Annotated in this window: 23 protein-coding genes; 11 read left to right on the top strand and 12 right to left on the bottom strand. The window is 36.4% G+C overall.

Translation table 11 applies throughout. The features are described 5' to 3' along the window. Positions 1-20 precede the first annotated feature (20 nt). Both BST91_RS12515 and fabD read left to right on the top strand, forming a co-directional pair. Positions 21-944: a dihydrofolate reductase gene (locus tag BST91_RS12515; RefSeq protein WP_317043044.1), complete on the top strand. Its 924-nt coding sequence runs from the start codon at positions 21-23 to the stop codon at positions 942-944. A gap of 87 nt (positions 945-1,031) precedes the next feature. After that, complete coding sequence (gene fabD, locus BST91_RS12510) at positions 1,032-1,916, top strand: ACP S-malonyltransferase (RefSeq protein WP_085775575.1); 885 nt, start codon at positions 1,032-1,034, stop codon at positions 1,914-1,916. A gap of 72 nt (positions 1,917-1,988) precedes the next feature. On the opposite strand, the gene odhB is transcribed toward fabD, so the two are convergent. Next, positions 1,989-3,272 carry a 2-oxoglutarate dehydrogenase complex dihydrolipoyllysine-residue succinyltransferase gene (gene odhB / locus BST91_RS12505; RefSeq protein ID WP_060523334.1) on the bottom strand — a complete coding sequence of 428 codons (1,284 nt, stop codon included), beginning with the start codon at positions 3,270-3,272 and terminating at the stop codon, positions 1,989-1,991. 3 nt (positions 3,273-3,275) lie between these two features. Then, a complete protein-coding gene (locus tag BST91_RS12500; protein ID WP_085775574.1) occupies positions 3,276-6,026 on the bottom strand; it encodes a 2-oxoglutarate dehydrogenase E1 component in 2,751 nt (916 codons plus the stop codon). Positions 6,027-6,142: 116 nt separating this feature from the next. On the opposite strand from BST91_RS12500, the gene BST91_RS12495 reads away from it, so the two are divergent. Beyond that, positions 6,143-6,682, top strand: a complete 540-nt coding sequence (locus BST91_RS12495) for an alpha-ketoglutarate decarboxylase (protein WP_085775573.1) — start codon at positions 6,143-6,145, stop codon at positions 6,680-6,682. Here the strand turns inward: BST91_RS12495 and BST91_RS12490 are convergent, their stop codons facing one another. Continuing rightward, positions 6,683-6,985: a hypothetical protein gene (locus tag BST91_RS12490; protein ID WP_042276335.1), complete on the bottom strand. Its 303-nt coding sequence runs from the start codon at positions 6,983-6,985 to the stop codon at positions 6,683-6,685. A 139-nt stretch (positions 6,986-7,124) separates the two neighbouring features. On the opposite strand from BST91_RS12490, the gene BST91_RS12485 reads away from it, so the two are divergent. The 5 genes from BST91_RS12485 to BST91_RS12465 all read left to right on the top strand — a co-directional run bounded on the left by BST91_RS12485 (position 7,125) and on the right by BST91_RS12465 (position 14,904). Beyond that, positions 7,125-9,611: a ligase-associated DNA damage response DEXH box helicase gene (locus BST91_RS12485; RefSeq protein WP_085775572.1), complete on the top strand. Its 2,487-nt coding sequence runs from the start codon at positions 7,125-7,127 to the stop codon at positions 9,609-9,611. 138 nt (positions 9,612-9,749) lie between these two features. Next, positions 9,750-13,154, top strand: a complete 3,405-nt coding sequence (gene ileS / locus BST91_RS12480; RefSeq protein WP_085775571.1) for an isoleucine--tRNA ligase — start codon at positions 9,750-9,752, stop codon at positions 13,152-13,154. 3 nt (positions 13,155-13,157) lie between these two features. Further along, on the top strand, positions 13,158-13,544 hold the full coding sequence (locus tag BST91_RS12475) for a TraR/DksA family transcriptional regulator (protein ID WP_042276339.1): 387 nt from the start codon (positions 13,158-13,160) through the stop codon (positions 13,542-13,544). 31 nt (positions 13,545-13,575) lie between these two features. Continuing rightward, positions 13,576-14,265, top strand: a complete 690-nt coding sequence (locus BST91_RS12470; RefSeq protein WP_157546977.1) for a hypothetical protein — start codon at positions 13,576-13,578, stop codon at positions 14,263-14,265. Positions 14,266-14,292: 27 nt separating this feature from the next. Beyond that, positions 14,293-14,904 (top strand): lipoprotein signal peptidase, encoded by a 612-nt coding sequence (locus BST91_RS12465; protein WP_042276343.1) that lies wholly within the window; start codon positions 14,293-14,295, stop codon positions 14,902-14,904. A 2-nt stretch (positions 14,905-14,906) separates the two neighbouring features. Here the strand turns inward: BST91_RS12465 and BST91_RS12460 are convergent, their stop codons facing one another. The 6 genes from BST91_RS12460 to BST91_RS12435 form a co-directional block, all read right to left on the bottom strand. Further along, positions 14,907-15,314, bottom strand: a complete 408-nt coding sequence (locus BST91_RS12460) for a response regulator (protein ID WP_085775569.1) — start codon at positions 15,312-15,314, stop codon at positions 14,907-14,909. A gap of 2 nt (positions 15,315-15,316) precedes the next feature. Beyond that, positions 15,317-16,417, bottom strand: a complete 1,101-nt coding sequence (locus tag BST91_RS12455; protein WP_085775568.1) for a sensor histidine kinase — start codon at positions 16,415-16,417, stop codon at positions 15,317-15,319. A 112-nt stretch (positions 16,418-16,529) separates the two neighbouring features. After that, a complete protein-coding gene (locus tag BST91_RS12450) occupies positions 16,530-17,105 on the bottom strand; it encodes a 5-formyltetrahydrofolate cyclo-ligase (protein WP_085775567.1) in 576 nt (191 codons plus the stop codon). After that, positions 17,098-18,042: a succinylglutamate desuccinylase/aspartoacylase family protein gene (locus BST91_RS12445; RefSeq protein ID WP_084692486.1), complete on the bottom strand. Its 945-nt coding sequence runs from the start codon at positions 18,040-18,042 to the stop codon at positions 17,098-17,100. The genes BST91_RS12450 and BST91_RS12445 overlap by 8 nt, the downstream gene beginning before the upstream one ends. A gap of 3 nt (positions 18,043-18,045) precedes the next feature. Continuing rightward, positions 18,046-18,918, bottom strand: coding sequence for a 30S ribosomal protein S6--L-glutamate ligase (gene rimK / locus BST91_RS12440; protein WP_085775566.1), 873 nt, complete (start codon positions 18,916-18,918; stop codon positions 18,046-18,048). Beyond that, positions 18,908-19,342 (bottom strand): ATP-dependent zinc protease family protein, encoded by a 435-nt coding sequence (locus BST91_RS12435; protein WP_042277260.1) that lies wholly within the window; start codon positions 19,340-19,342, stop codon positions 18,908-18,910. The genes rimK and BST91_RS12435 overlap by 11 nt, the downstream gene beginning before the upstream one ends. A 182-nt stretch (positions 19,343-19,524) precedes the next feature. Between BST91_RS12435 and BST91_RS12430 the strand changes: the two genes are divergently transcribed. Then, on the top strand, positions 19,525-20,835 hold the full coding sequence (locus tag BST91_RS12430) for an alkaline phosphatase D family protein (RefSeq protein ID WP_085775565.1): 1,311 nt from the start codon (positions 19,525-19,527) through the stop codon (positions 20,833-20,835). A 19-nt stretch (positions 20,836-20,854) separates the two neighbouring features. Here the strand turns inward: BST91_RS12430 and BST91_RS12425 are convergent, their stop codons facing one another. Then, entirely contained in the window at positions 20,855-22,000 is a 1,146-nt protein-coding gene (locus BST91_RS12425) for a trans-sulfuration enzyme family protein (RefSeq protein WP_085775564.1), read from the bottom strand. Positions 22,001-22,152: 152 nt separating this feature from the next. Between BST91_RS12425 and BST91_RS12420 the strand changes: the two genes are divergently transcribed. Continuing rightward, positions 22,153-22,512: an arsenate reductase family protein gene (locus BST91_RS12420; protein WP_042276359.1), complete on the top strand. Its 360-nt coding sequence runs from the start codon at positions 22,153-22,155 to the stop codon at positions 22,510-22,512. Then, positions 22,505-23,410, top strand: coding sequence for a DMT family transporter (locus BST91_RS12415; RefSeq protein WP_042276360.1), 906 nt, complete (start codon positions 22,505-22,507; stop codon positions 23,408-23,410). Before BST91_RS12420 ends, BST91_RS12415 begins: the two co-directional genes overlap by 8 nt. Here BST91_RS12415 and BST91_RS12410 read toward each other — a convergent pair. Then, entirely contained in the window at positions 23,397-23,828 is a 432-nt protein-coding gene (locus BST91_RS12410; protein ID WP_042276363.1) for a hypothetical protein, read from the bottom strand. The genes BST91_RS12415 and BST91_RS12410 overlap by 14 nt on opposite strands. 70 nt (positions 23,829-23,898) lie before the next feature. Continuing rightward, positions 23,899-24,378 (bottom strand): acyl-CoA thioesterase, encoded by a 480-nt coding sequence (locus BST91_RS12405; RefSeq protein ID WP_060523349.1) that lies wholly within the window; start codon positions 24,376-24,378, stop codon positions 23,899-23,901. Positions 24,379-24,384: the final 6 nt, after the last annotated feature.

The following is a 24,384-nucleotide window of genomic DNA, read 5'->3' as shown; positions in this document are numbered from 1 at the left end:
AAAGTCTTTATACTGTACATTTGAGTATAAAAATACAACTAATCATGTTCGGTTTTAAAAAGAAACACGTACCAGAAATCGATCCTCTACAAAAGGAACTTATAGAAAATGCCCAACGACGCATTAAAGAAAAACGTGGTCTATTCACTCATTTTGTTGTTTTCCTTGTAGGAGCTATTGGTTTGATAATCATCTCACAAGTTCTTATGCAAAGTGAACCTATTAAATTTCTAGGTGTGGAATGGTGGATATGGGTACTGTTTGTTTGGTTGTTATTATTAATTTATCACGCATTTAAAGTGTTCATCACAAATAGACTGCTGGGTCCAGAATGGGAAAAAAAACAGTACAACCGATTGGTTCAAAAACAACAAGAACGCATCGCACAGCTTGAATCTAAAATTAATAGTGAAAAGCCTTTACCTAAAACAAAAATCATATCTCAACCTGCAAACAATAAAACTTTGACCATGATTGCAGCTGCAGGCAGCAATAATGAATTGGGGAAAGATGGTGATTTAGTATGGCATTTGCCAGACGACTTTAAACGTTTCAAAGCTATTACAACTGGTCATCATATTATAATGGGAAGAAAAACTTTTGAGTCCTTCCCAAAACCTTTACCTAATCGCACTCATATCGTACTCACACGTGATAAAAATTACAAAACCTCACAGGCCATCGTAGTCCACGACATGGAAACTGCCCTTGCAGCAGCAAGTGAAGATGAAAAACCATTTATAATAGGTGGTGGAGAAATTTATCAACTAGCTCTACCTTACGCCACTCACATTGAACTTACTAGAGTTCATGGCTCTTTCACTGCTGATGCTTTTTTTCCAGAAATCGATACGAACGAGTGGAATCTTATAAATAAAGAACATCATCCTAAGGATGATAAGCATGACTATGCTTTTGATTTTGAAACTTGGAAGCGTAAATAACAACAATCTAGATAAAGGACAGCTGCAAACTAGTTATAGCAAGTAAACCTACAAAAGCCTACTTTTACAACCTGAAAAATTACTAATATGAAAGCATACGTTTTTCCTGGACAAGGAGCCCAGTTCACAGGAATGGGAAAAGACTTATATGATAATCACGCCTCTGCAAGGGCTTTATTTGAACAAGCAAACGAGCAACTAGGATTTGACATTGCCAAAATCATGTTTGAAGGAACAGCAGAAGAACTTAAGCAAACTAAGGTTACACAACCTGCCGTTTTTTTACATTCTGTAATTCTAGCAAAAACGATGGGCGATGCCTTTAAACCGGATATGGTAGCTGGACATTCTTTAGGAGAATTAAGTGCACTTACTGCTACAAATTGTTTAAAATTTGAGGACGGACTTAATCTAGTTTCTAAACGAGCACTAGCGATGCAAGCCGCATGTGAGATACAATCTAGTACTATGGCCGCAATTTTAGGTTTGACAGATGATGTTGTAGAACAGGTTTGTAAAGAAGTGAAAGGAACTGTTGTTGCTGCCAACTATAATTGTCCTGGACAATTAGTAATTTCTGGAGCAGTACCTGCTGTTGAGGAAGCTTGTGAAAGATTAAAGGCGGCAGGAGCAAAACGTGCTTTAATACTTCCAGTAGGTGGTGCTTTTCACTCTCCGTTAATGGAGCCTGCAAGAGAAGAACTAGCCGCAGCTATTGAAGCTACAGAATTTTCAAAACCAATTTGTCCTATTTACCAGAACGTAACCACGTTTGCTCTAAACAATACCGACGACATAAAAACAAACCTTATTTATCAACTTACGGCACCTGTAAAATGGACTCAATCCATTCAAGAAATGATCAAGGATGGTGCTAATGAGTTTATAGAAGTAGGGCCTGGTCGCGCGCTACAAGGAATGATTAAAAAGATCGAAAGAGAAGTTACCACAAGTAGTGCAACTATAGAATAATTCATACTAGAACAAAAGCAAAAAACCCTATTCAATTAAGAATAGGGTTTTTTTTATTCCTTTTAAAATGTTTTACATTTCAAGCGCTTTCTTCACATCGCCATCCATTAATAAATTGATAGGATCTTCTAGTGCTTCTTTAATAGCTACTAAGAAGCCTACAGATTCCTTACCATCGATAATTCTATGATCGTAAGATAAAGCAAGGTACATCATAGGACGTATTACAACTTGACCATTTTCTGCAATTGGTCGCTCAATAATATTGTGCATTCCCAAAATACCACTTTGAGGTGGATTAATAATAGGAGTACTCATCATACTACCGAAAACTCCACCATTTGAAATAGTAAAGGTTCCACCCGTCATCTCGTCAACTGTGATTTGTCCATCACGAGCACGCAATGCTAGACGTTTTACTTCTGCCTCTACTCCTCTAAAACTTAGATTCTCTGCATTTCGTATTACAGGCACCATTAATCCTTTAGGACCTGATACTGCAATAGAAATATCTTTATAATCATAAGTAATCATTTCTTTACCATCAATCATACTGTTTACAGCAGGATATAAATCTAGGGCACGCACTACTGCCTTGGTAAAGAAGGACATAAAGCCTAGAGAAACTCCGTGTTTTGCTTTAAAGTCTTCTTTATATTCTTTACGTAAGTCAAAAATAGGTTGCATGTTTGCCTCGTTAAAGGTGGTCAACATCGCTGTTTCATTTTTTGCACTTACTAAACGTTCTGCTACTTTACGACGCAGCATGGATAATTTCGATCGAGAAACTCCTCTAGAGCCAGCTCCAGGTGTTCCCATAGAAGGTGTTGCGCTTACCGCATCTTCTTTTGTTATACGACCATCGCGACCAGTACCTTTAACGCTACCAGCATCGATACCTTTTTCATCTAAAATTTTCTTAGCTGCTGGACTAGCTGTACCTGTAGCATAAGACTCTTTAGCCTGTGTAGGTTGTGGTGCTTTATCATGACTAGTAGATTTTGAGTCGGGTGCACTTTTTGCCTGCTCTTTTTCAGCTGCTTGTCCACCACCTTCATCACCACCTTCATAGGTTGAGCTCTCGTTATTTACATCTTGAGAACCTCCATTTGGATTTGGAGCTTCAGTATCAATTAAACAGACTACTTCACCTACTGCAACAGCATCACCTTCTTCTGCTTTTAGGGTTATAATACCACTAGCTTCTGCTGGTAATTCTAAGGTTGCTTTATCGCTATCTACCTCGGCAATTGCCTGGTCTTTTTCTACCCAGTCGCCATCGGCAACGAGCCATTCTGCGATTTCTACTTCTGTAATCGACTCGCCTGGTGAAGGCACTTTCATTTCTAGAGCCATAATTTACTTATTGTTATTAAAAACGTCTTCTATTACTTTACTATGACGCAATTTTGAACGGGTTGCACTACCCGTTGCTGGTGCGGCATACATATTTCTTGAACATACTCGCCAGTTTCTTGTTTCTGGCATGTGCAGTAGTAAGTGAGCATATGCTCCCATGTTACGAGGCTCTTCTTGAGCCCAAACGATGTCCTCGCTACCGTAATTTTTTATAATTTCTTGAATTTGATTTACTGGTAAAGGGAATAGTTGTTCAATACGTACGATGGCAACATCGTTACGATTATTCTCTTTTCTATACTCTAATAAATCGTAGTAGAATTTACCTGATGTAAATACTAGGGTTTTTGCTTTCGCGAAAGCGGAATCACCAGCATCACTATCGATAATTTCTTGGAAATGTCCATTTTCAAACTCTTCTACTTTACTTACCGCTGCCGGCAATCTAAGCAAGGATTTTGGAGTGAACACGATAAGTGGTTTACGATAATCCACAACCATTTGACGACGCAATAGGTGGAACATGTTTGCCGGAGTTGTACAATTTGCAACAAACATATTATCTCTAGCACATAGTTGCAGGTAACGTTCTGGACGAGCACTAGAGTGTTCAGCTCCTTGACCTTCATAACCATGTGGTAAGAGCATTACCAGCCCGTTTTGGTTTTTCCACTTATCTTCTCCAGCACTTATATACTGGTCAATCATGATCTGTGCACCATTTGAGAAATCTCCAAACTGGGCTTCCCAAATAGTCAATGTTTTTGGTCTTGCTAGTGCATATCCATACTCAAATCCTACAACACCATATTCTGAAAGATGTGAATTGTAAATCTCAAATTTACCAGTTGCGTCTAGATTGTTATGAAGGATAAATTCTTGCTCTTGATTTTCTGACTTTACAACTGCATGACGGTGTGAGAATGTACCGCGTTCTACATCCTGACCACTCATACGAATGTTATATCCTTCAAGCATTAAGCTACCATAGGCTAGGTGTTCTCCCATTGCCCAGTCTAGCTCATCCTTATCAAACATGGTTTGTCTAACCTCAACAATTTTCTTGATTTTACGTATGAAATTACGATCCTCTGGAAGTTGGGAGATTGTGTTGGTGATTTTTTCAAGCACCTCTCTCTTTACTCCAGTAGGCACTTTTTCCATCATTTTATCTTCAGTTGCTGTGTGGTATCCTTCCCACTCATCTTGCATAAAAGGTGTGATGATGGTATTTTCTTTTTTTCGCGAACTCTCTAGTTCTTCTTCTAATCCTTCTTTGTAGGACTTCTCAAGATTCTTTACGTGATCCTTATTGATCAGTCCTTCTTTAAGCAATTTATCAGCATAAATATCTCTAGAATTCTTATGCTTTTTAATTGCTTTATATAATTGGGGTTGAGTGAACATAGGTTCATCACCTTCATTGTGACCGTATTTTCTATAACCTAATAGGTCAATAAAAACATCACGCCCAAACTCCATTCTGTAATCTAGCGCAAAATTCATCGCATGGACTACAGCTTCGGCATCATCGGCATTTACATGAAGAACTGGTGATAAAGTAACTTTTGCTATATCAGTACAATATGTACTTGATCTAGCATCTAGGTAATTAGTTGTAAAACCTACCTGATTATTAACTACTACATGAATGGTTCCTCCTGTTTTATAAGCTTCTAGCTGTGCCATTTGCACCACTTCATAAACAATCCCTTGTCCAGCGACAGCAGCATCACCATGTAATACGATAGGTAAGGTCTTACTCATATCATTAGGTGTGTGCATGTCCTGTTTAGCTCTTGCTATACCTTCTACGACCGCTCCTACAGTTTCAAGGTGTGATGGATTAGGAACAATATTGATGTTAATATCATTTCCATTATCAGTCTTGCGCTTGCTTGTGTAACCTAAGTGGTACTTAACATCACCATCAAAGATGTCTTGTTCATAATCCTTTCCATCAAATTCTGAAAAGATATCAGTTACTGGCTTACCAAATATATTGGTAAGAACATTAAGACGTCCACGGTGTGCCATTCCTAGTACAAATTGATTAACGCCTTTATCGGCAGCGTTTTCAATTAATGCATCAAGACCAGGAATTAAGGACTCGTTACCTTCTAATGAGAATCTTTTTTGACCTACATATTTTGTATGTAAGAAAGATTCAAAAGATACTGCTTCGTTTAATTTTTTCAGAATTTGTTTTTTCTGATTTTCATTAAATTTTGCGTGATTATTATTTTGGTGTAACCAGTTTTGTATCCACTTTACCTCATCTGGTTTTCTTATGTACATGTACTCTACACCTATACTTTCACAATAAACCATCTTAAGATGATCTATGATATTTTGAAGTGTAGCTTTACCTATACCTATAAGTTCTCCAGAATCAAACTCTTTGCCCAAATCTTCATTAGACAATCCAAAGTTCTGGATATCTAATTTAGGCTCATAGTTACGTCGCTCTCTTACCGGATTTGTTCTTGTAAACAAATGTCCTCTAGAACGATAGGCATCTATAAGTTTAACAACTTGAAATTCTTTTTTAACATTATCGGGAACTGTAACGCTGCTTCCCTGATGTTCTACTACTAAGTCACCTTCATGAGCACTTTCCATACCGAAATCAAAGCCTTGGAAGAAAGCTCTCCATGAAGGTTCAATGCGATCTGGATTGATCAAATATTCGTCGTAAAGCTGAGCAAAGTAAGCAGTGTGTGCTGCGTTCAGAAATGAATACTTATCCATAAAATTGTAAGGAAATTTCCTTTTTTTCAAATATGATAGCAAAAGTAAAGAAAAGTGCTCGCTTGACATCGACTTTTGTATATTTATAACGATTGAAATTCCTAAAACTCAGAATAATGAAAAACAGACATTCTAACATTATTGCATTTTTCATAATTTTTACCTTGGTAATTTGTAAATCTTTCAGTCAGTCTACTACCACAGAGTCAGATTTTTGGAATAAAGTAAGATTTGGAGGAAATATTGGAGCTGGATTCAATAACAATTTCACCTCAATCATTATTGCTCCACAAGCTATTTATCAACTTAAACCTAATTTTGGGGTTGGTTTAGGCTTAAATTACAGCTATTCTGAAAGAGATGTTAATAATGCTAGTTTTCAAGATTTCTCGTCAAATATTTACGGAGCTAGTATAATTGGTATTGCAAATCCTATTGATTATTTACAGGTAAGCGCCGATTTTGAATATTTCTACGTGAATCAAAATTTTGAAAACAGCTCTTTGGATAGAGAGTACTGGGTACCTGCACTATTTCTAGGTGCTGGTTATCGACAAGGGAATTTTGTTATTGGATTTAGGTATGACATTCTTTACAATGATGATAAAAGCATCTACAACAATGGTTTACAACCCTTTGTAAGATTACTCTTCTAATTACTGCCTCAATCTAAATTGAATTTTTACCCATTCTCGATACAAGAACCCTATTACTATACCATGTTCCAAATGTCGTTCCTGCACATCTGCCAGGTAATACAATTGCTGTAACTTGGGATCACTATCTTCTATTGCATCTGACAATAATTGGATAACAGATTCCAGAAATTCGTCAGGCGTGTCAGACTGCACAACTGGATAACCACTGCGCTCCAAATCTTTATTGATTTGATTGCGATAAAGTGAAAACACGTGATGTCGTTGCAGCTTATCTTTAATAAGCTCTAATTGATGAGACATTTTATACTTTTTTGTGAATAGTTTGTTTCACGCTTTCGCGAAAGCGAATCTTTTAATAATTCACTCAAACAACAAATTAAGGTAATAGTAACAACTTTTTACAGACAAAAAGAGTAAAATTGGATAGCATACTCAATACATGACCAATAAAGATCTATTTAAAATTGCCGAAACTTTTTTTGAAGATAAAGGATGGACACCGTTTCCTTTTCAAAAAAACGCATGGAATGCCTTTTTAAAAGGAAAACACGGCTTGCTCAATGCACCAACGGGTAGTGGTAAAACGTATGCTCTCTGGATCGCTATAGTATTAAATTACATCAAACAAAATCCCGATTATAAGAAAAAGCCCAGTAAAGGATTAAAAGCTGTCTGGATAACACCTTTACGATCTCTATCAAATGAAATTGCACAAACCACACAATCCTTTGTAGATGCTATTGAATTACCCTTTAAAGTAGGTATAAGAACAGGTGATACGTCGAGCAAGGAAAGAAGCGCTCAAAAAAAGAGCATGCCGGATTTATTAATTACAACTCCTGAAAGCTTACATTTATTACTAGCCAGTAAAGATCGTAATAATACTTTTAAAACCTGTGAAGCTCTTGTCATTGATGAATGGCATGAGCTGCTGGGCACTAAACGAGGTGTACAAATGGAACTAGCTATTTCCCGTTTGAGAACAATAAGCTCAGGAATAAGGATTTGGGGAATTAGTGCTACCATTGGAAATTTAAATCAAGCTCAAGATGTCTTATTAGGGGTTCCTACCCACGATCATAATACGCAATTGAATGACAATGCAATCCCCAAAGATCGAGTTTTAATAAAGGCAAATATTAAAAAGGACATTAAGGTACAATCCATCATCCCAAAAAAGATGGATAAAATGCCATGGAGAGGCCACTTAGGTTTGCACTTATTGAAAGACGTTGTACACATAATAAACTCCAGTAAAAGCACTTTAATATTTACAAACACAAGAGCGCAATGCGAAATATGGTTTCAAGCATTGATGAGCAGCCACCCAGAATTTGCAGGTGAAGTAGCTATGCATCATGGATCTATTAATAAAGAAACTCGCATATGGGTAGAAAACGCAATACGCAATGAGTCGTTAAAGGCTTGTGTTTGTACCTCATCATTAGATTTAGGAGTAGATTTTGCACCGGTAGAAACAATCATCCAAGTAGGTGGACCAAAAGGGGTTGCGCGATTTTTACAAAGGGCTGGTCGTAGTGGCCATAGACCTGGCGAGACCAGTGTAATCTACTTCTTACCTACACACGCACTTGAACTTATTGAAGCAAGTGCGCTGCAAAAAGCGGTAACAAATCAAGCCGTTGAAGACAGGCTGCCCTACCTATTATGTTACGATGTGCTCATTCAATATCTATGTACACTAGCGGTAGGTGGTGGTTTTTATCCCGATCAAATTTATAAGGAAATTAAACAAACATTTTGCTTTCAATCCATTAGCCAGGATGAATGGCAATGGTGTCTCAATTTTATTGTTCATGGAAGCAATAGTTTAAGTAACTACGATGAATATAAAAAAGTAGAAATAGATGATACCGGTCGGTATTTTATCGATTCTAGAGCAATAGCGATGAGACATCGATTACAAATAGGAACCATTGTTACGGGACAAGATGTGACCGTGAAATACGTGACAGGCGGATATGTAGGAACTATTGAAGAGTATTTCATAAGCAAACTTAATCGTGGTGATGTGTTTGTATTTGCTGGACGCACTTTAGAATTTGTACGACTAAAGGGAATGGTAGCACAAGTACGCATTTCAAATAAAAAGAAGGGACAAGTGAGCAATTGGCAAGGTAGTCGTTTACCGCTGAGCTCTCAATTAGGTGAATTGCTTAGGGAAGAGATGATAAATTTTCAAACAGGAAAAAAGAAAACACCAGAGGTGCAAGCTCTTAAAGATATTATTAAACGTCAACAACAAGAAAGCATCATACCACTACCTAATCAATTTTTAATAGAAACCTTTAAAACTAGAGAAGGATACCATTCGGTATTTTATCCGTTTGAAGGAAGATTTGTTCATGAAGCCATGGCAGGTTTGATCGCTTATAGAGTAAGTTTGCTTCAGCCCATTTCTTTTTCACTTGCCTTTAATGATTATGGTTTTGAATTACTAAGTGATCAGCCTTTTAATATGCAAGACCTATTGGATAACAACCTACTTACACCCGATATGCTATCCCAAGACATGATAGCTAGTGTTAATGCTACAGAACTAGCCAAAAGGCAGTTTAGAGATATCGCAGTAATTGCAGGATTGGTCTTTACTGGTTATCCCAACAAAATCATTAAAACAAAACATTTACAAAACAGCAGTCAATTATTATTTGAAGTATTCAAAGACAATGAACCAGATAATCTTCTCTTGCGACAAGCCTATACAGAAACTTACGAGCAACAAATAGAAGAATACCGCTTGCGCGAAAGCTTAGAACGTATTAAGTCGCAAGACATCATCTGGAATCAGTGTGATAAACCTACACCCTTTTCATTCCCCATAATTACCGATAGATTGAGAGCTAAATTATCGAGTGAAAAACTAGCTGACCGCATTAAACGAATGCAATTGAAATGGGAGTAATTGTATTTTTGTCCGGTAAATAAGTATTGTGTTAAATCAAGTCTAAACACCTTGAGAAAAGTAATGCTTACAAGATTTAAAAAGCTATTAAAACTCGTACCTTTTCCCTACTTTTGCACACCTTAAAACACTGGTGACATGAGTACTAAATTCAATGAATACAAAGGTTTAAATCTTCCTGAAGTTGATAAGAAAATCAAACAATTCTGGAAAGATCAGGACATCTTCAACAAGTCGGTAACTACAAGAGAAGGTAACGAACCTTTTATTTTCTTTGAAGGACCACCATCGGCAAATGGATTGCCTGGTATTCACCATGTTATGGGTCGTACTATCAAGGATTTGTTCTGTCGTTTTAAGACACAGCAAGGCTATCAAGTTAATCGTAAAGCCGGATGGGATACGCACGGTTTACCAGTGGAACTAGGTGTGGAAAAAGCTTTAGGCATTACCAAAGAAGATATAGGTACTAAAATATCTATTGAAGAATACAACCAAGCCTGTAAAGACGCTGTATTAAAATACACCGATATATGGAGTAACCTAACTGAGGATATGGGTTATTGGGTAGACATGGAAGATCCATACATAACCTACAAGCCTAAATACATGGAAAGTGTATGGTGGTTACTTAAAGAAATTTATAATAAAGATTTACTTTATAAAGGTTACACTATCCAACCTTATTCACCAGCTGCCGGAACAGGTTTGAGTTCGCACGAATTAAACCAACCAGGATGCTATCGTGATGTTACAGATACTACTGTGACTGCGCAGTTTAAAGTAACTGATCCTGCACAGTTACCGTTTACCACTCAAGGTGAAGTTTTCTTTCTAGCATGGACTACTACTCCATGGACTTTACCATCTAACACAGCGCTTACTGTTGGGCCAAAGATTGACTACGTACTTGTAGAAACTTTCAATCAATATACGGGTGAATCAATGCAAGTCATACTAGCAGAAGCCCTTGTAAACTATCAGTTTGGTAAGAAATATGAACATTTTGATAATGACGCTTTCGCGAAAGCGAAACAAGAATACAAACTGGGCGACAAAAAAATACCATATACGCTATTAGGAACTTGCAAAGGAGTAGATTTGGTAAATATCAAATACGACCAACTACTGGAATATGCATTACCTTATGAAAATGCAGAAAATGCTTTTAGAGTAATAGCAGGCGATTTTGTAACTACAGAAGATGGAACTGGTATTGTACACACTGCACCAACCTTTGGAGCAGATGATGCACTTGTAGCAAAACAAGCAACTCCAGAAATTCCACCAATGCTAGTATTGGATGAAAACAACAATCCAGTACCGCTTGTAGATTTACAAGGTAAATTTAGAGGAGACTTACCTTTTATAGGTGGCAAGTATGTGAAAAACGAATACTATAAAGACAATGCTCCGGAACGCAGTGTCGATGTAGAAATAGCCATCGCCCTAAAAGAACAAAATCGTGCTTTTAAAGTAGAAAAATATGTTCACAGTTATCCTCATTGTTGGAGAACTGACAAGCCTGTACTTTATTATCCACTAGATAGCTGGTTTATCAAAGCTACGGCTTTCAAAGACCGTATGCACGAGTTAAATAAGACCATTAATTGGAAACCAAAATCAACTGGTGAAGGAAGATTTGGTAACTGGCTGGCTAATGCCAATGATTGGAATCTTTCTAGATCACGTTTTTGGGGTATCCCACTACCTATATGGCGCAATGAGACAGGTACTCAAGAAATCATAATAGGCTCTGTAGAAGAACTGGTAAACGAGATAGAAAAATCTATCGCCGCTGGTGTTATGTCAAAAAATCCGTTTGAAGGATTTACAGCTGGTGACATGAGTGATCAAAATTATGATTTGATTGATCTACACAAAAATGTTGTAGATCAAATAACACTTATTGCTGATAATGGAGAGCACTTGCACCGCGAGGCAGACTTGATTGACGTTTGGTTTGATAGTGGTTCAATGCCGTATTCCCAATGGCACTATCCATTTGAAAATAAAGAAGCCGTAGAGAACGGTTTACGCAAGGCAGATTTTATAGCCGAAGGTGTGGATCAAACTCGTGGATGGTTTTACACACTACATGCTATTGCTACTATGATTAGTGACGATGTTGCTTACAAAAATGTAGTATCAAACGGACTGGTTCTGGATAAGAATGGTCAAAAAATGTCTAAACGATTAGGAAATGCAGTGGACCCATTTGAGACTTTAGGCAAATATGGCGCCGATGCCACAAGATGGTACATGGTGAGTAATGCAAATCCTTGGGACAACCTAAGATTTGATACTGATGGTATACAAGAAGTGCAGCGTAAGTTTTTTGGAACCTTGTATAATACCTATAGCTTTTTTGCGCTATATGCAAATGTTGATGGCTTTAAATACGATGAAAAGGATATTCCATTAAATGAACGTCCAGAAATTGATCGATGGATCCTATCTGAACTTAATACTCTTATCAAAGACACAACAGCCTTCTACGAGGAATACGAACCTACTAGAGCTGCAAGAGCAATCACCACCTTTGTGACAGAGAATTTAAGTAACTGGTACGTAAGGTTATGTAGAAGACGTTTTTGGAAAGGTAGTTACGAGCAAGATAAAATCGCTGCTTATCAAACCCTATATACTTGTTTAAAAACAGTAGCTCAATTAGGCGCTCCTATCGCTCCTTTTTTCATGGATCAATTATACCGTGACTTGACAAGTGTTTGCGAGAGCAACAGCAGTGAAAGTGTACACCTATCCCAATTCCCTATCGCAAACAACGATCTTATCAATAGTGAGTTAGAGGAAAAAATGCACAAAGCACAAGTGATTTCAAGCCTTACGCTTTCATTACGCAAAAAAGAAAGCATAAAAGTAAGACAACCCTTGCAACGTGTTATGATTCCTGTTTTAGACAGTAAGGACAAGGCTCAAATAGAAGCTATTGCAGATCTAGTAAAGAGTGAGGTGAATGTTAAAGAAGTGGAGTTAATCGATGATGCAAGTGGGATACTTGTTAAAGAAATAAAGCCAAACTTTAAAGTTCTAGGACCTCGTTTTGGTAAGGAAATGGGCAAGATCGCTGGGAAAATCAAAAGTTTTCAACAAGAAGACATCGCTTTGTTAGAAAAAAATGGAGAAATTAACATAAACATTAATGGTACTGATACTATATTGAGCCTCGAAGACGTTGAGATAACATCTTCGGATATAGAAGGATGGCTAGTTGCTAATCAATCAGGCATTACAGTTGCGCTCGATGTAACTATTTCTCCAGAGCTCAAACAGGAAGGGATTTCACGCGAATTAGTGAATCGTATTCAAAACATAAGAAAGGACTCCGGACTCGAGGTAACAGACCGCATAACGATCACAATGCAATCGCACCCAGAAATGGATGCTGCGGTAGAGAAAAATGCCCAGTATATTAAAGATGAAACATTAGCCAATGATTTAACAATAACACAATCTGTAGATAACGGTACGATAATTGAGTTTGACGACATTGCGACCGCAATACAGATAACAAAACAATAAATTATGAGCGATGTAGAAGTAAAAAAGGAACGTTATAGCGATGAAGATCTAGCATACTTTAAAGAGTTAATTGAAGCTAAAATTAAAGATGCACAAGAGCAGTATGAGCTTATTAAAAGCTCCTATGCAAACGATGCTAATAATGGTACTGATGATACCGCACCACAATTCAAAGCATTTGATGAAGGTAGCGAGGTAATGAGCAAAGAAGCAAACGCGCAACTTGCAATTCGTCAAGAGAAATTTATAAGAGATCTTAAAAATGCTCTTATAAGAATTGAGAACAAAACTTACGGTATTTGCCGTAAACTAGGCAAAAAGATCAAGAAAGAACGCCTAGAGCTTGTTCCACATGCCACTCTAAGCATAGAGGCTAAAAACATGCAATAACAAACTACTTCTCCCTAAATACAGGCCTTTTATGAGCTATCTGCATCGTATTACAAATCAGATAACTTGTAAAAGGTTTTTTTATACCAGTGTTTTAATGTTGTTCGCTTTCGCGAAAGCGTACTCTCAAGACAACTCTTCAAATACTAGAGCTACAACATTTACCGCAGGTAACCTGCATACCTTAATGATTGAACTTAATGAGTATGCCGAAATCCATTTACAAGCTTCTCAAACAACTAATATCTCCATAACAACGACCCAACGTGGTGAATATAAAGAAGCCGTTGAACTCACTCATTATATTAAAAATGACACGGTATTTTTTAAAGACCCAATCTCAAATATCTATCAAAAACCTGATGATAAACTAGCTGCTCACAAAGTGACAGATGCAGTAGTAAAAATGGTAATACCACACGACATGAATCTAAATATTGTTGCGCAAAGTGCTTCAATCCATACACGAGGTTCATTTTCTTATATTCAGATTAATTGTACATCTGGCGCTATCACTATTGAAGACCCTAATTGCGACCTAGACATCACCAACATTCTAGGTTCTACGACTATTTATTGTGATTCTATTTCACCAGAAATTCGTCTAGGAAAAAAAGCGACATTTAATGATAAAAGAAGAAAAAAACGTCCCAGTAAAAATGGTGGTATCATTCAAACGTCTTCTGGGAATATTAGCATTTTAAATACAGAGGATAAGTAGTATTTTAGCAGTTCACAAAAGCCGTACATGAAATTATCAAAAGCATTACTTATTGTTTTTTCAGTTCTCCTACTGGATCAAATAAGTAAGATATATATTAAACTTAATTATCAACTAGCAAGTAATTCAAATGATGCCATACTAGATTGGGGTAAATTCAAATTAGTTTTTTATGAAAATGCTGGTGCAGCATGGGGAACCGAAATCCCAGGAGATTATGGTAAGATAATCTTAGTAGTTTTCAGAATTTTTGCTGTAATGGGAATAGGTTATTGGCTATGGAGCAGTATTAAAAAACACAGTCATAAAATATTAATCATATGCATATCCTTAATTCTCGCTGGTGCGATAGGAAATATAATAGATAGTGTGTTCTATGGTGTGTTATTTTCTGACAGCTACCATGGTGTAGCAGAATTTTTACCAGAGGAAGGTGGATACGCTCCTATTTTCTATGGAAAGGTAGTGGACATGCTTTACTTCCCTTTATTTGACGGGACTTTTCCTAGTTGGGTTCCAGGTATAGGAGGAAATAAATTTACATTTTTCAATGCTGTTTTTAATATTGCAGATAGTGCGATCACGATTGGTGTAATTCTGCTGCTACTTTTCAGTAAAAAAGCTTTTCCTAAAAATTAATTCTAGGAAGAAATCTTATTGAAAATTTCAAGTAAATGTGTTTTAGATAGTGGTTTTGTAATGAAATCACTTACAAGAGCGTGTTTCTTTGCTTTAGCAATTTCATTTTGATTAATACTGGAACTTACCACTAATAAATGTATTCCTTTTTCTTGTAAGGCAGCGGTGTGATCTTCTAAGACATCTAGTAATTCCCAGCCATTCATGATAGGCATATTGAGATCTAATAAGACAACCTGCGGCGCCTCGATTTTATCTTTTAAAACGAGCTCAAAAAACTTTAATGCCTGATCACCATTTTCAAAAAGAACAAGTTCATCAACGAGATCATATTTATCTACAATCATACTCATCAAGCTCACATAGAGCCGATCATCATCAATAATACAAGCTTTTTTTAAAACGCTCATTTTTAAAATTTAATAGTAAACGACGTTCCTTTATTTAATTTACTTTTTACCATGACATCACCACCTAAGCTTTCTACTTGATTTTTAAGAACAAATAAACCTATTCCTTGTGACTCACCACTGGCATCGGTCGATTCAAACATTTTAAAGATATAATCTGCCTGTTTGTTCATATCTATACCGACACCGTTATCTTTAAAAACCAATAGTTTCCTCTTATTTTTAACCTTAGTTCTTACCTTGATTCTAAGAGGTTCTTTTCTACTTCTAAATTTAATACTATTAGATATAAGTTGAATGAAAATATTTTTTAAAAACGAAGGCACATAATTTATCACCGATAGATCTGTGAAATCACTTTTAACTTTTGCATCAATAGCAAGAAGCTCTTCTTTAAACTCAAGTAAACACTCTTTGAAAATCGTTTCTAAGTTAACCTGTTGAACCTTTTTTTCTTCTATATTGATGGTAACGACCTGGTTAAGATGCTCCAATGTGGATGACAGGTTGTTGCTTATTTCGGATAGATAATTAAAGAAAGTATCTGTTTGTTGATCTTTATCTCTTATATCATTAAATGCATCTAAAGTAAGCTGTAAATTGCTAGCGTGAGATCTAAGATTATGCGAAACTATATGCGCAAAATGGACCAATCTATCATTTTGTTCTTGAATAAGTTTTGCTCTATTTTCAAGCTCATTGCCTCTTCTTACAAACCTATCAATACTGGTGAACACACCTCTAACCCCAACAATGTTATGCTCGCTATCATGTAAAGGTTTACCACTGGCCTTTGCCCAGAAGACATTACCATGATAGTCTTTCATTTCAATATCGAGAACAAAGCTACCGCCATTGATACAAGAGTAGAACAGTTCTACTGCTTTCTTACGATCTGCAAAAAAACTGAGTGCAGAGTGAATGTCTAGATTATAGTTTTTAGGTATATCCAAAATATTTCTTCCAATATCATCGATATAACCTTCACCTGTCTTTAAGTTACCACTGTAAGCTCCAGTAACGGTAAGCTCTGCAGTTTCACTTAAAAAATATTCTTTATCCTCTAATAATTTTTTAAGAGGTTGATTGGATTTTTCTATCATCGTTCTTAGGGAAAAACGTGAATCTTATTTATTAGGAACAGTTCCTTTAGAATCTAAAACTATGAATTAAATGTTAATTAACAAAAGTCAAAATTTAACTTAGGTAATATTTTTAATCATTCTTTGTTATACGGTATATTTTTTCTGGCGTAACAACCATATCTAATGTAACATCCATCTCGTGAACATCCTCAATTTCATTTATTGGTTCAAAAAAAGAAATACCTATTTTCAATACGTTTGATCGGCAATTGGCTAAAAACCTATCATAAAAACCTTTCCCGTAACCTACCCTGTAACCTTTTTGATCTGTTATTAATAAAGGAACAAAAACTACATCCATAAGATGACCGCTAATTCTTTCTCCGTTAATAGGCTCTGGGATTCCATATTTATTTTCTTTAATTACAGTTTGCTCTTCTAATAAAATATTGATCATTTGAATAGAATCAAAATCACTATGACTAATAACAATATTTTTATCCTTGGACATAAGGATATTCATAATAGGTTGGGTATCGACTTCATTCCATTTCTTTATAGGCAGGAACAAATGGTAATAATCATAATGCCAAATATTTAATTGAAGTAAGTTATTAGCAATTTGAACGCTCTTGTGCTGCACCTCATCTGTAGATAAGGATAGGCGCTTTTTTTTATAAAGTTTACGTAACTGAGCCTTATTCATCTTTAGAGATATGAAAAATAGCATCGCCCTGATAAACTACTGGTCCATAATTAACATTGAGTAAGAAGGTATCATGCGGTGCTTTTATTTCATGTCGCAATCTGCCATATGGATCCGTAATACTAGCGATAATTTCATCTTTTTTAACTTTATCGCCTGCCTGAGCTTTAGGATGAATAAAGCCAGATTTTTTCGCTCTTAGCCATGAGGATTTAGTAATCTCGACAGTAGTATGATTAACAGAAATATCTGGCAGACCTTCTGTTACCATATCTAAATGCTCTAAAACTCTTAAAACTCCTTTTACAGCCTCGACAGCAATCGTTTTGTCGCTATCGCCTGATTTACCACCTTCATATAACAAATAAGGAATACCTTTTTTTGAACATGTCGCTCTAAAAGTTTTTGAAATATTACTTGAAAAGTACAAGCAAGGTGCGTTGAATACTTTTGCCAATTCAATAGATTTACTCTCTGCGGCATCAACTCTTAGGTGAGGTGCATTATAACGTTGAGCTCCACCGGTATGAAAATCCATAACAATATCAACTATTGGCAACACTTCATTAGAAAGTTGATAAGCAAAACGGCTAGCTAAAGACCCCTTTTTTGTTCCAGGAAAAACTCTATTCAAGTCTCTACCATCAGGAAACTCTCTTTTTAACTGCAAGAAACCAAAAATATTAACTACCGGAATACATATTATGGTCCCACGTTTGGGTTTGTTCCAGCCGTGCGCTATAATTTGACGCACAACCTCAATCCCGTTAATCTCATCGCCATGAATACCGCCTGTAAGTAACACAACAGGTCCATCTAGTTCACCACGCTCAATAATGACTGGCACTTCAACTTCTGAAGTTGAATAAAGTTTTACTTTATTGAGATTGAGTGTATAACTATTACCTGCTTTAATTTCGGTTCCTAATATTCTCAATGCTTACATGTTTTTTTCTATGAACTTGATAATTTCACGAGCGATATTATACCCAGTCGCTCCTTCAATTCCTTCTAATCCAGGAGAACTGTTCACCTCGAGGACTAAAGGTCCTCGTGAACTTTGTAATAAATCAACACCACAAACCCCTAATCCTAGCGCTTTGGCTGCGGCAAGAGCCGTGCGTTCTTCTTCAGGAGTTAATTTAATTTTTGATGCTGTTCCACCACGATGTAAATTGGATCTAAACTCGCCTTTTTTGGCTTGTCTTTTCATCGCTCCTACCACTTTATTCCCAACCACAAAGGCTCTTAAATCGGCGCCACCAGCTTCTTTTATAAATTCCTGAATTATTACTCTTGTTCTTAGATCATTATGAGCATCTATAATGGCGTCTGCAGCCTCTAAAGACTCGGCTAGATTTACACCTATTCCTTGTGTCCCTTCTAGTACTTTGATGACTACTGGTGGTCCACCTACTTGCTCACAAATGTCGTCTGTGTGTTCACCAAAATTAGTGAAAACCGTTTTTGGCATTCCCACACCGCTACGAGCTAGTTTTTGTAAACTTTGTAATTTATCTCTTGAAGTAACTAGCGCCTGACTACTCACAGTCGTAAAACAATTCATCATCTCAAATTGTCGTACAATAGCGGTTCCATAAAAAGTGATACTAGCTCCTATTCTAGGTATTACAGCATCTGGCACGGGTAATCTCTCACCGTGATAATAAACACTGGGCTTATGCTTTTCTAGTTTTATATCGCAATGCAATACATTAATAGCCCTTGCTTTATGTCCTGCATTTTTTGCCTCTTCTAGTAATCGCTTTGTACTGTATAATGTGGTACTGCGTGATAGAATATCAATTTTCATTTTGTGAAAGTATAAAAGAAAGGTCTTGTAATTCGGTATCCACTACAAATTTCTTAGATAAAAATTTACGCCCTATTAAAACAGGGTACCTCATTTCCTTGCGATCAGATAGTGTAAGGGAGATTACATAATGTTTTTTGAATAAGGTAATAATAGTTTTTACCTCATACCTTAATTGTGACTGACCGTTACTACTGCGTACTTGGGTAATTTCATATTCCTCAAAATACATTTTACGACCGTTGTACTTGGGATGTTCTGGATCCAGAAAATTTGCAGTAAGCGCACCGTCTTCCTCTCCAATATCAGTACAATAAATGGACGATGTATAAGCTCCTGTATCGATTTTTATATCAATATCTAGAAATCCAAGTTCAGGAAAATGAGCACGATCTGTGCGACCTATGGTTATTTTTTTTGTCAAGTATTTAAAATGATTTAAAAATTGGGTTCTATTTCGCTTTCGCGAAAGCGAAATCAACATACTCCATCACATATTACGAAAATTCGCGGCAAAAAAAGACAATTCTTCTCATATATTTATAATGATAACATTCCATTAACGCAGACTAAAAATTTTGAGTAGAAATTTGAAAAAAAATTATTATGAATAAATTTTGGATTTTCCTGTTGTTAGTAGCCACTACTCTAAATGCTCAACAAGACTTATTGCAGTCTGGTCCTATGGTAGGATATTCTGCTTATCGAGAAGCCTTAATTTGGGTTCAAACTACACAGCGAGCTCAGGTCAAAATAGGTTATTATAAAGAAGGTGAACAAGAGGTTTTTACTCCGACAGTAACGACAAGTATTGAGGATGATTTTATTGCAAAACTATATCCTAGACAGGTAGAATTTGGCACTCAGTATACCTATAAATTATACATCAATAATGTGCATGTACCTAGAGATTACAAGTTGTCATTCAAAACGCAGGCATTATGGCAATATCGTACAGAACCGCCTAACTTTTCATTTGCTATAGGCTCATGTGCATTTATAAATGAAAAGAAAGACGATAGACCTAGTCCTTATGGAGGTGGTTATGAAATATTTAATAGTATACTCGCAAAACAACCTGATTTTATGCTATGGACTGGTGATAATACTTATTTACGTACACCTGATTTTATGACTGAAACAGGAATACGCCATCGTCATAGACATACTCGCAGTACTCCAGAACTTCAACCTCTTTTAGGCAGTGTACATCACTATGCTACATGGGACGATCATGATTATGGCCCTAATAATGCAGACAGGAGTTATGTAAATAAACATATTGCAGAAAAAGCCTTTAACGATTACTGGGGTAATCTTAATACAAATGCTGCTGGTAATGGTGGTGTAGCCCAACACTTTTCCTGGGCCGATGTTGAAGTATTCATGCTAGACAACAGGTATCATAGAGCTCCTAATGATAGTAGAGAAAAAAACAAAGCTTATTTTGGAATGGAGCAAGTAAATTGGTTAATCGACGCTCTTCAAAATAGTCGTGCTCCTTTTAAGATTATCGTGAGTGGTGGTCAGGTTGTGAGCGATGCTGCAAAGTTTGAAAACTATGCTACCTATCCTGAGGAAAGAGACTATTTATTCAAGCGTTTACATGAAGAAAGAATAAGTGGTGTTCTATTTATGAGTGGTGATAGGCATCACACAGAAATATCTAGACTAGAACGAGAAAACGCATATCCTCTTATTGACATTACTTGTTCTCCATTGACTTCTGGAACACATGCTGCAAGAGACGAGGGAAACACACTTCAGGTAAAAGACAAGACGTTTTATGAAAAAAACTTTGGGATTGTAGAAGTGAGTGGACCACGTAAAGAACGCAAATTAGTTCTCACTATATATGACCAAAAAGGTAAAAAAGTATTTGACTATAGCATTACCGCAAAAGAATTGAGATATTAGAAAAGTAGTCCTAGCGGCACTACTTTTCTAATGCTTGTTCTAGGTCCTTTATTAAATCCTCAACATCTTCTATACCTATACTTAAACGAATAAGGGAATCCACTACACCAGTCTTTTCTCTTTCTTCCTTAGGAATACTTCCATGGGTCATTGTAACAGGATGACCAGCCAGAGATTCAATGCCTCCTAAGGATTCGGCTAGGGTAAAAAGATGTAGATTTTCTAGAATGGTAAGAGCACTTTCTTTAGTATCATTTTTAGTACTGAAGGATATCATACCGCCAAAGTCTCTCATTTGACTGCTGGCAATTTCATGATTAGGATGACTTTTAAGACCAGGCCAGTATACTTTATCAACTTTAGAATGAGATTGAAGGAAGTTAGCAATTTGAGCAGCATTTTCACAGTGCCGTTGCATGCGCACATGCAGCGTTTTAATACCACGCAACACTAGAAAACAATCTTGCGGACCTGGAATGGCTCCGCTTGCATTTTGAATAAAGTACAGTTTTTTAGCAAGTATTTCGTCATCAACCACAAGAGCACCCAAAACCACATCACTATGACCACCTAAATATTTAGTTGCGCTATGCATTACTATATGAGCACCTAGTTCGATAGGGTTTTGAAGATAGGGCGTTGCAAATGTATTATCAACCACTACGAGTATATCTCTACTCTCTGTCAGTGTAGCTATAGCACGTATATCAATTATACTCATAGTAGGATTTGTAGGTGTTTCTACCCATATCATTTTGGTAGCGCTTGTAATATGTTCCTCAATTAAATGAGCATCTTTCATATCTACAAACTTGAATGTAACACCTAGCTGTTCAAAAATTTGGGTGAATAATCGATAAGAACCACCATAAAGGTCACTAGTCGAAATGACTTCATCTCCTGGTTTTAATAATTTAAGAACCGCGTCTATGGCCGCCATACCCGATCCAAAGCTTATTCCATACTGAGCATTCTCTATACTAGCAATTGCATTTTCTAGTGCTGTTCTAGTAGGATTTGCACTACGTGAATAAGCATAACCTTTATTTTTCCCTGGACTCGATTGTTTGTAGGATGTTGTTTGATATATGGGTGGCATTACAGCATTATAAGCTGGATCGATATTTTTTTGACCACCATGTATAGCTTTGGTATTGAATTTCATTTTCTCTTTTTCTAACTTGTGGTTGAAGATAACAAATTGCTATTATAGCGTGGCAATTGATGATTATTACGCTTTCGCGAAAGCGTATACCTTTCTATTTCAATACATAAAATTATATCATAATTCACATTAAGCTAGCGTACCTTTGCGACATGGAAAATAGATTCATTTATTTAAATACATGTAATACATGTAAACGTATTCAGAAAGAGTTGCATCTACCTGAATCTGTTATTCTTCAAAATACCAAGGAAGAACCTGTAACTGAAGAACAAGTGGATTTTTTAAAAGATCAAGCAGGATCTTATGAAGCCTTATTTAATAGAAGATCCCAACAGTACAGAGGTCGTGGTTTACATGAACAAGAGTTATCTGAAAAAGACTATAGATCACTATTGCTGGATCATTACTCCTTTATTAAACGCCCTATTCTAATACTTGATGGAGTTGCTTTTATAGGAAATAGTAAGAAAACTGTAGCAGCAGCTGCACAAGCACTTGGAAATGAGTAAAAGAGCAATTGCTATTATATGTGCTTTTCTAGTCGCACTTTTTTACGCGTTTAATTTTACCGCAGCTAAAGAGGTTACTCCTGAACATATAGGTCCTTACGGGCTTACCTTATATCGTGTTTTAATTACCGGAATAATCTTCTGGGGTTTAAGTTTTGTTTTTGCTCCTAGAACAAAAATGACCTTAAAGGAGCTTGCTCATATTGCGTTGGCAGCTTTTTGCGGAGTGGGATTTAACATGCTCACCTTTATGAAAGGTTTGTCACTTACATCACCTATAAGCGCAGCAGTTTTAATGGTCACTACTCCTATTTTGGTTCTTGTATTAAGCGCAATATTTCTTAAAGAAAAACTATTTGGGATTCGTATACTTGGGATTTTAATAGGTTTTTCTGGTGCTACTTTTCTTATTTTACAATCAACTGGTATAGGAGCAGATGCTTCAAACCCAACACTGGGTAATTTTTTGATTTTTGTAAACGCTCTTAGTTATGCGTTTTACATTATTCTAGCAAAAAAGCTCACACAAAAATACCATGTTCTAATCTTACTTAGATGGCTGTATTTCTTTGGAGTATTATTTATTTTACCATTTGGCTATAATGAGATTGTTGCATTTGATCTAAGTAGCGCTAGCTGGGAAACTTTAATGTTTATAGGTTACGTGATTGTGTTTGCTACATTAGGAACTTATGGTCTTAATATTATAGCTATCAAAAACCTAAAACCTAGTGTAGTAGCCGTGTTTGTCTATTTACAACCTTTACTGGCTACTATTATCGCTGTAAGTTTAGATAAGGATACTATTACCTGGCAAAAAATAGCTGCTGGGATAATGATTTTTTCTGGAGTGTTTTTAAGCAGCTTAAAGCAAAAGCAAAAAATCAGGACGACTTAACTAGCTCATCATGCAATGCAGCTGCCCATTGAACTGCATCAAGTAAACTTTGGAAGGTTTTGAATTTAGATTTCATGAACAAAGATTCAAGCTTTGCATTCTGTGTGCCGATGCGAGAATCGGTGACCACGGCATAACCTTTTAGGGAGAAAGTATGCATGAAAAATTTAAGCCAATCTACTGGCTTGACGTCATACTTATTAATCCTATTTGTTATGTATATTAAATTGCTACCATCGGTTTGATCGTAAAAATCAGTTACCTCTTCAATAACCAATTTTGCATGAGTCCAAGAAAAGGTAACGCCTTCATCAACTTCGGCAATGACAAATTTTTCAAACAAGTAGAACTTACCAAAAGGAAAATGAAGTTCCTTTTGCACCGAAGGATAAAATGGTGATTGTTCAACTGACTGCATATCTGCAATTTAATAGAATCGCCTATTTTAAGCAAATCATATCATCGAACAAAACACCACTTTTATCTAATCAAACGATAAGATCATTAGGAGCTTGACCATGTGAACGAGTATCTTCTCGTGTTAACCATTTAAAATCATCTGCTCGTTCTACATTATTAATCTTCTGCAACAATTCATCGGGTAAAGCTGTCATTCGTCGTGACGATAGATCCATCCATGCACCCATCATTGTTCCTCTAGTAAGGTTACGACCTTTATGGTCATAAAAATTGTGTCTGAAACTGAATAAACTACCGTCTTCACTTAGACCGATAAGCTCACAAGTAACTGTTATTGGTTTCCCTTGATGAACTTCTTTAAAATAAAAAATATTCTCATTAAAGATGACAGGACCTATATTGTGCTCATGCATTTCTCGTTGTCCAAATCCCATTTCAATGAGATAACCCATACGGGTATGACTCATAAAGTTTTGATAGGCACTATTTGCTAGATGCCTATTCGCATCTATATCACTCCATCTTACATCAAATTCTTTTTTGTACATTTTTTA

The sequence above is a fragment of the Nonlabens tegetincola genome (assembly GCF_002117085.1).
Lineage (GTDB): Bacteria > Bacteroidota > Bacteroidia > Flavobacteriales > Flavobacteriaceae > Nonlabens > Nonlabens tegetincola.
This window is presented reverse-complemented; position numbering and strand designations above follow the sequence as displayed.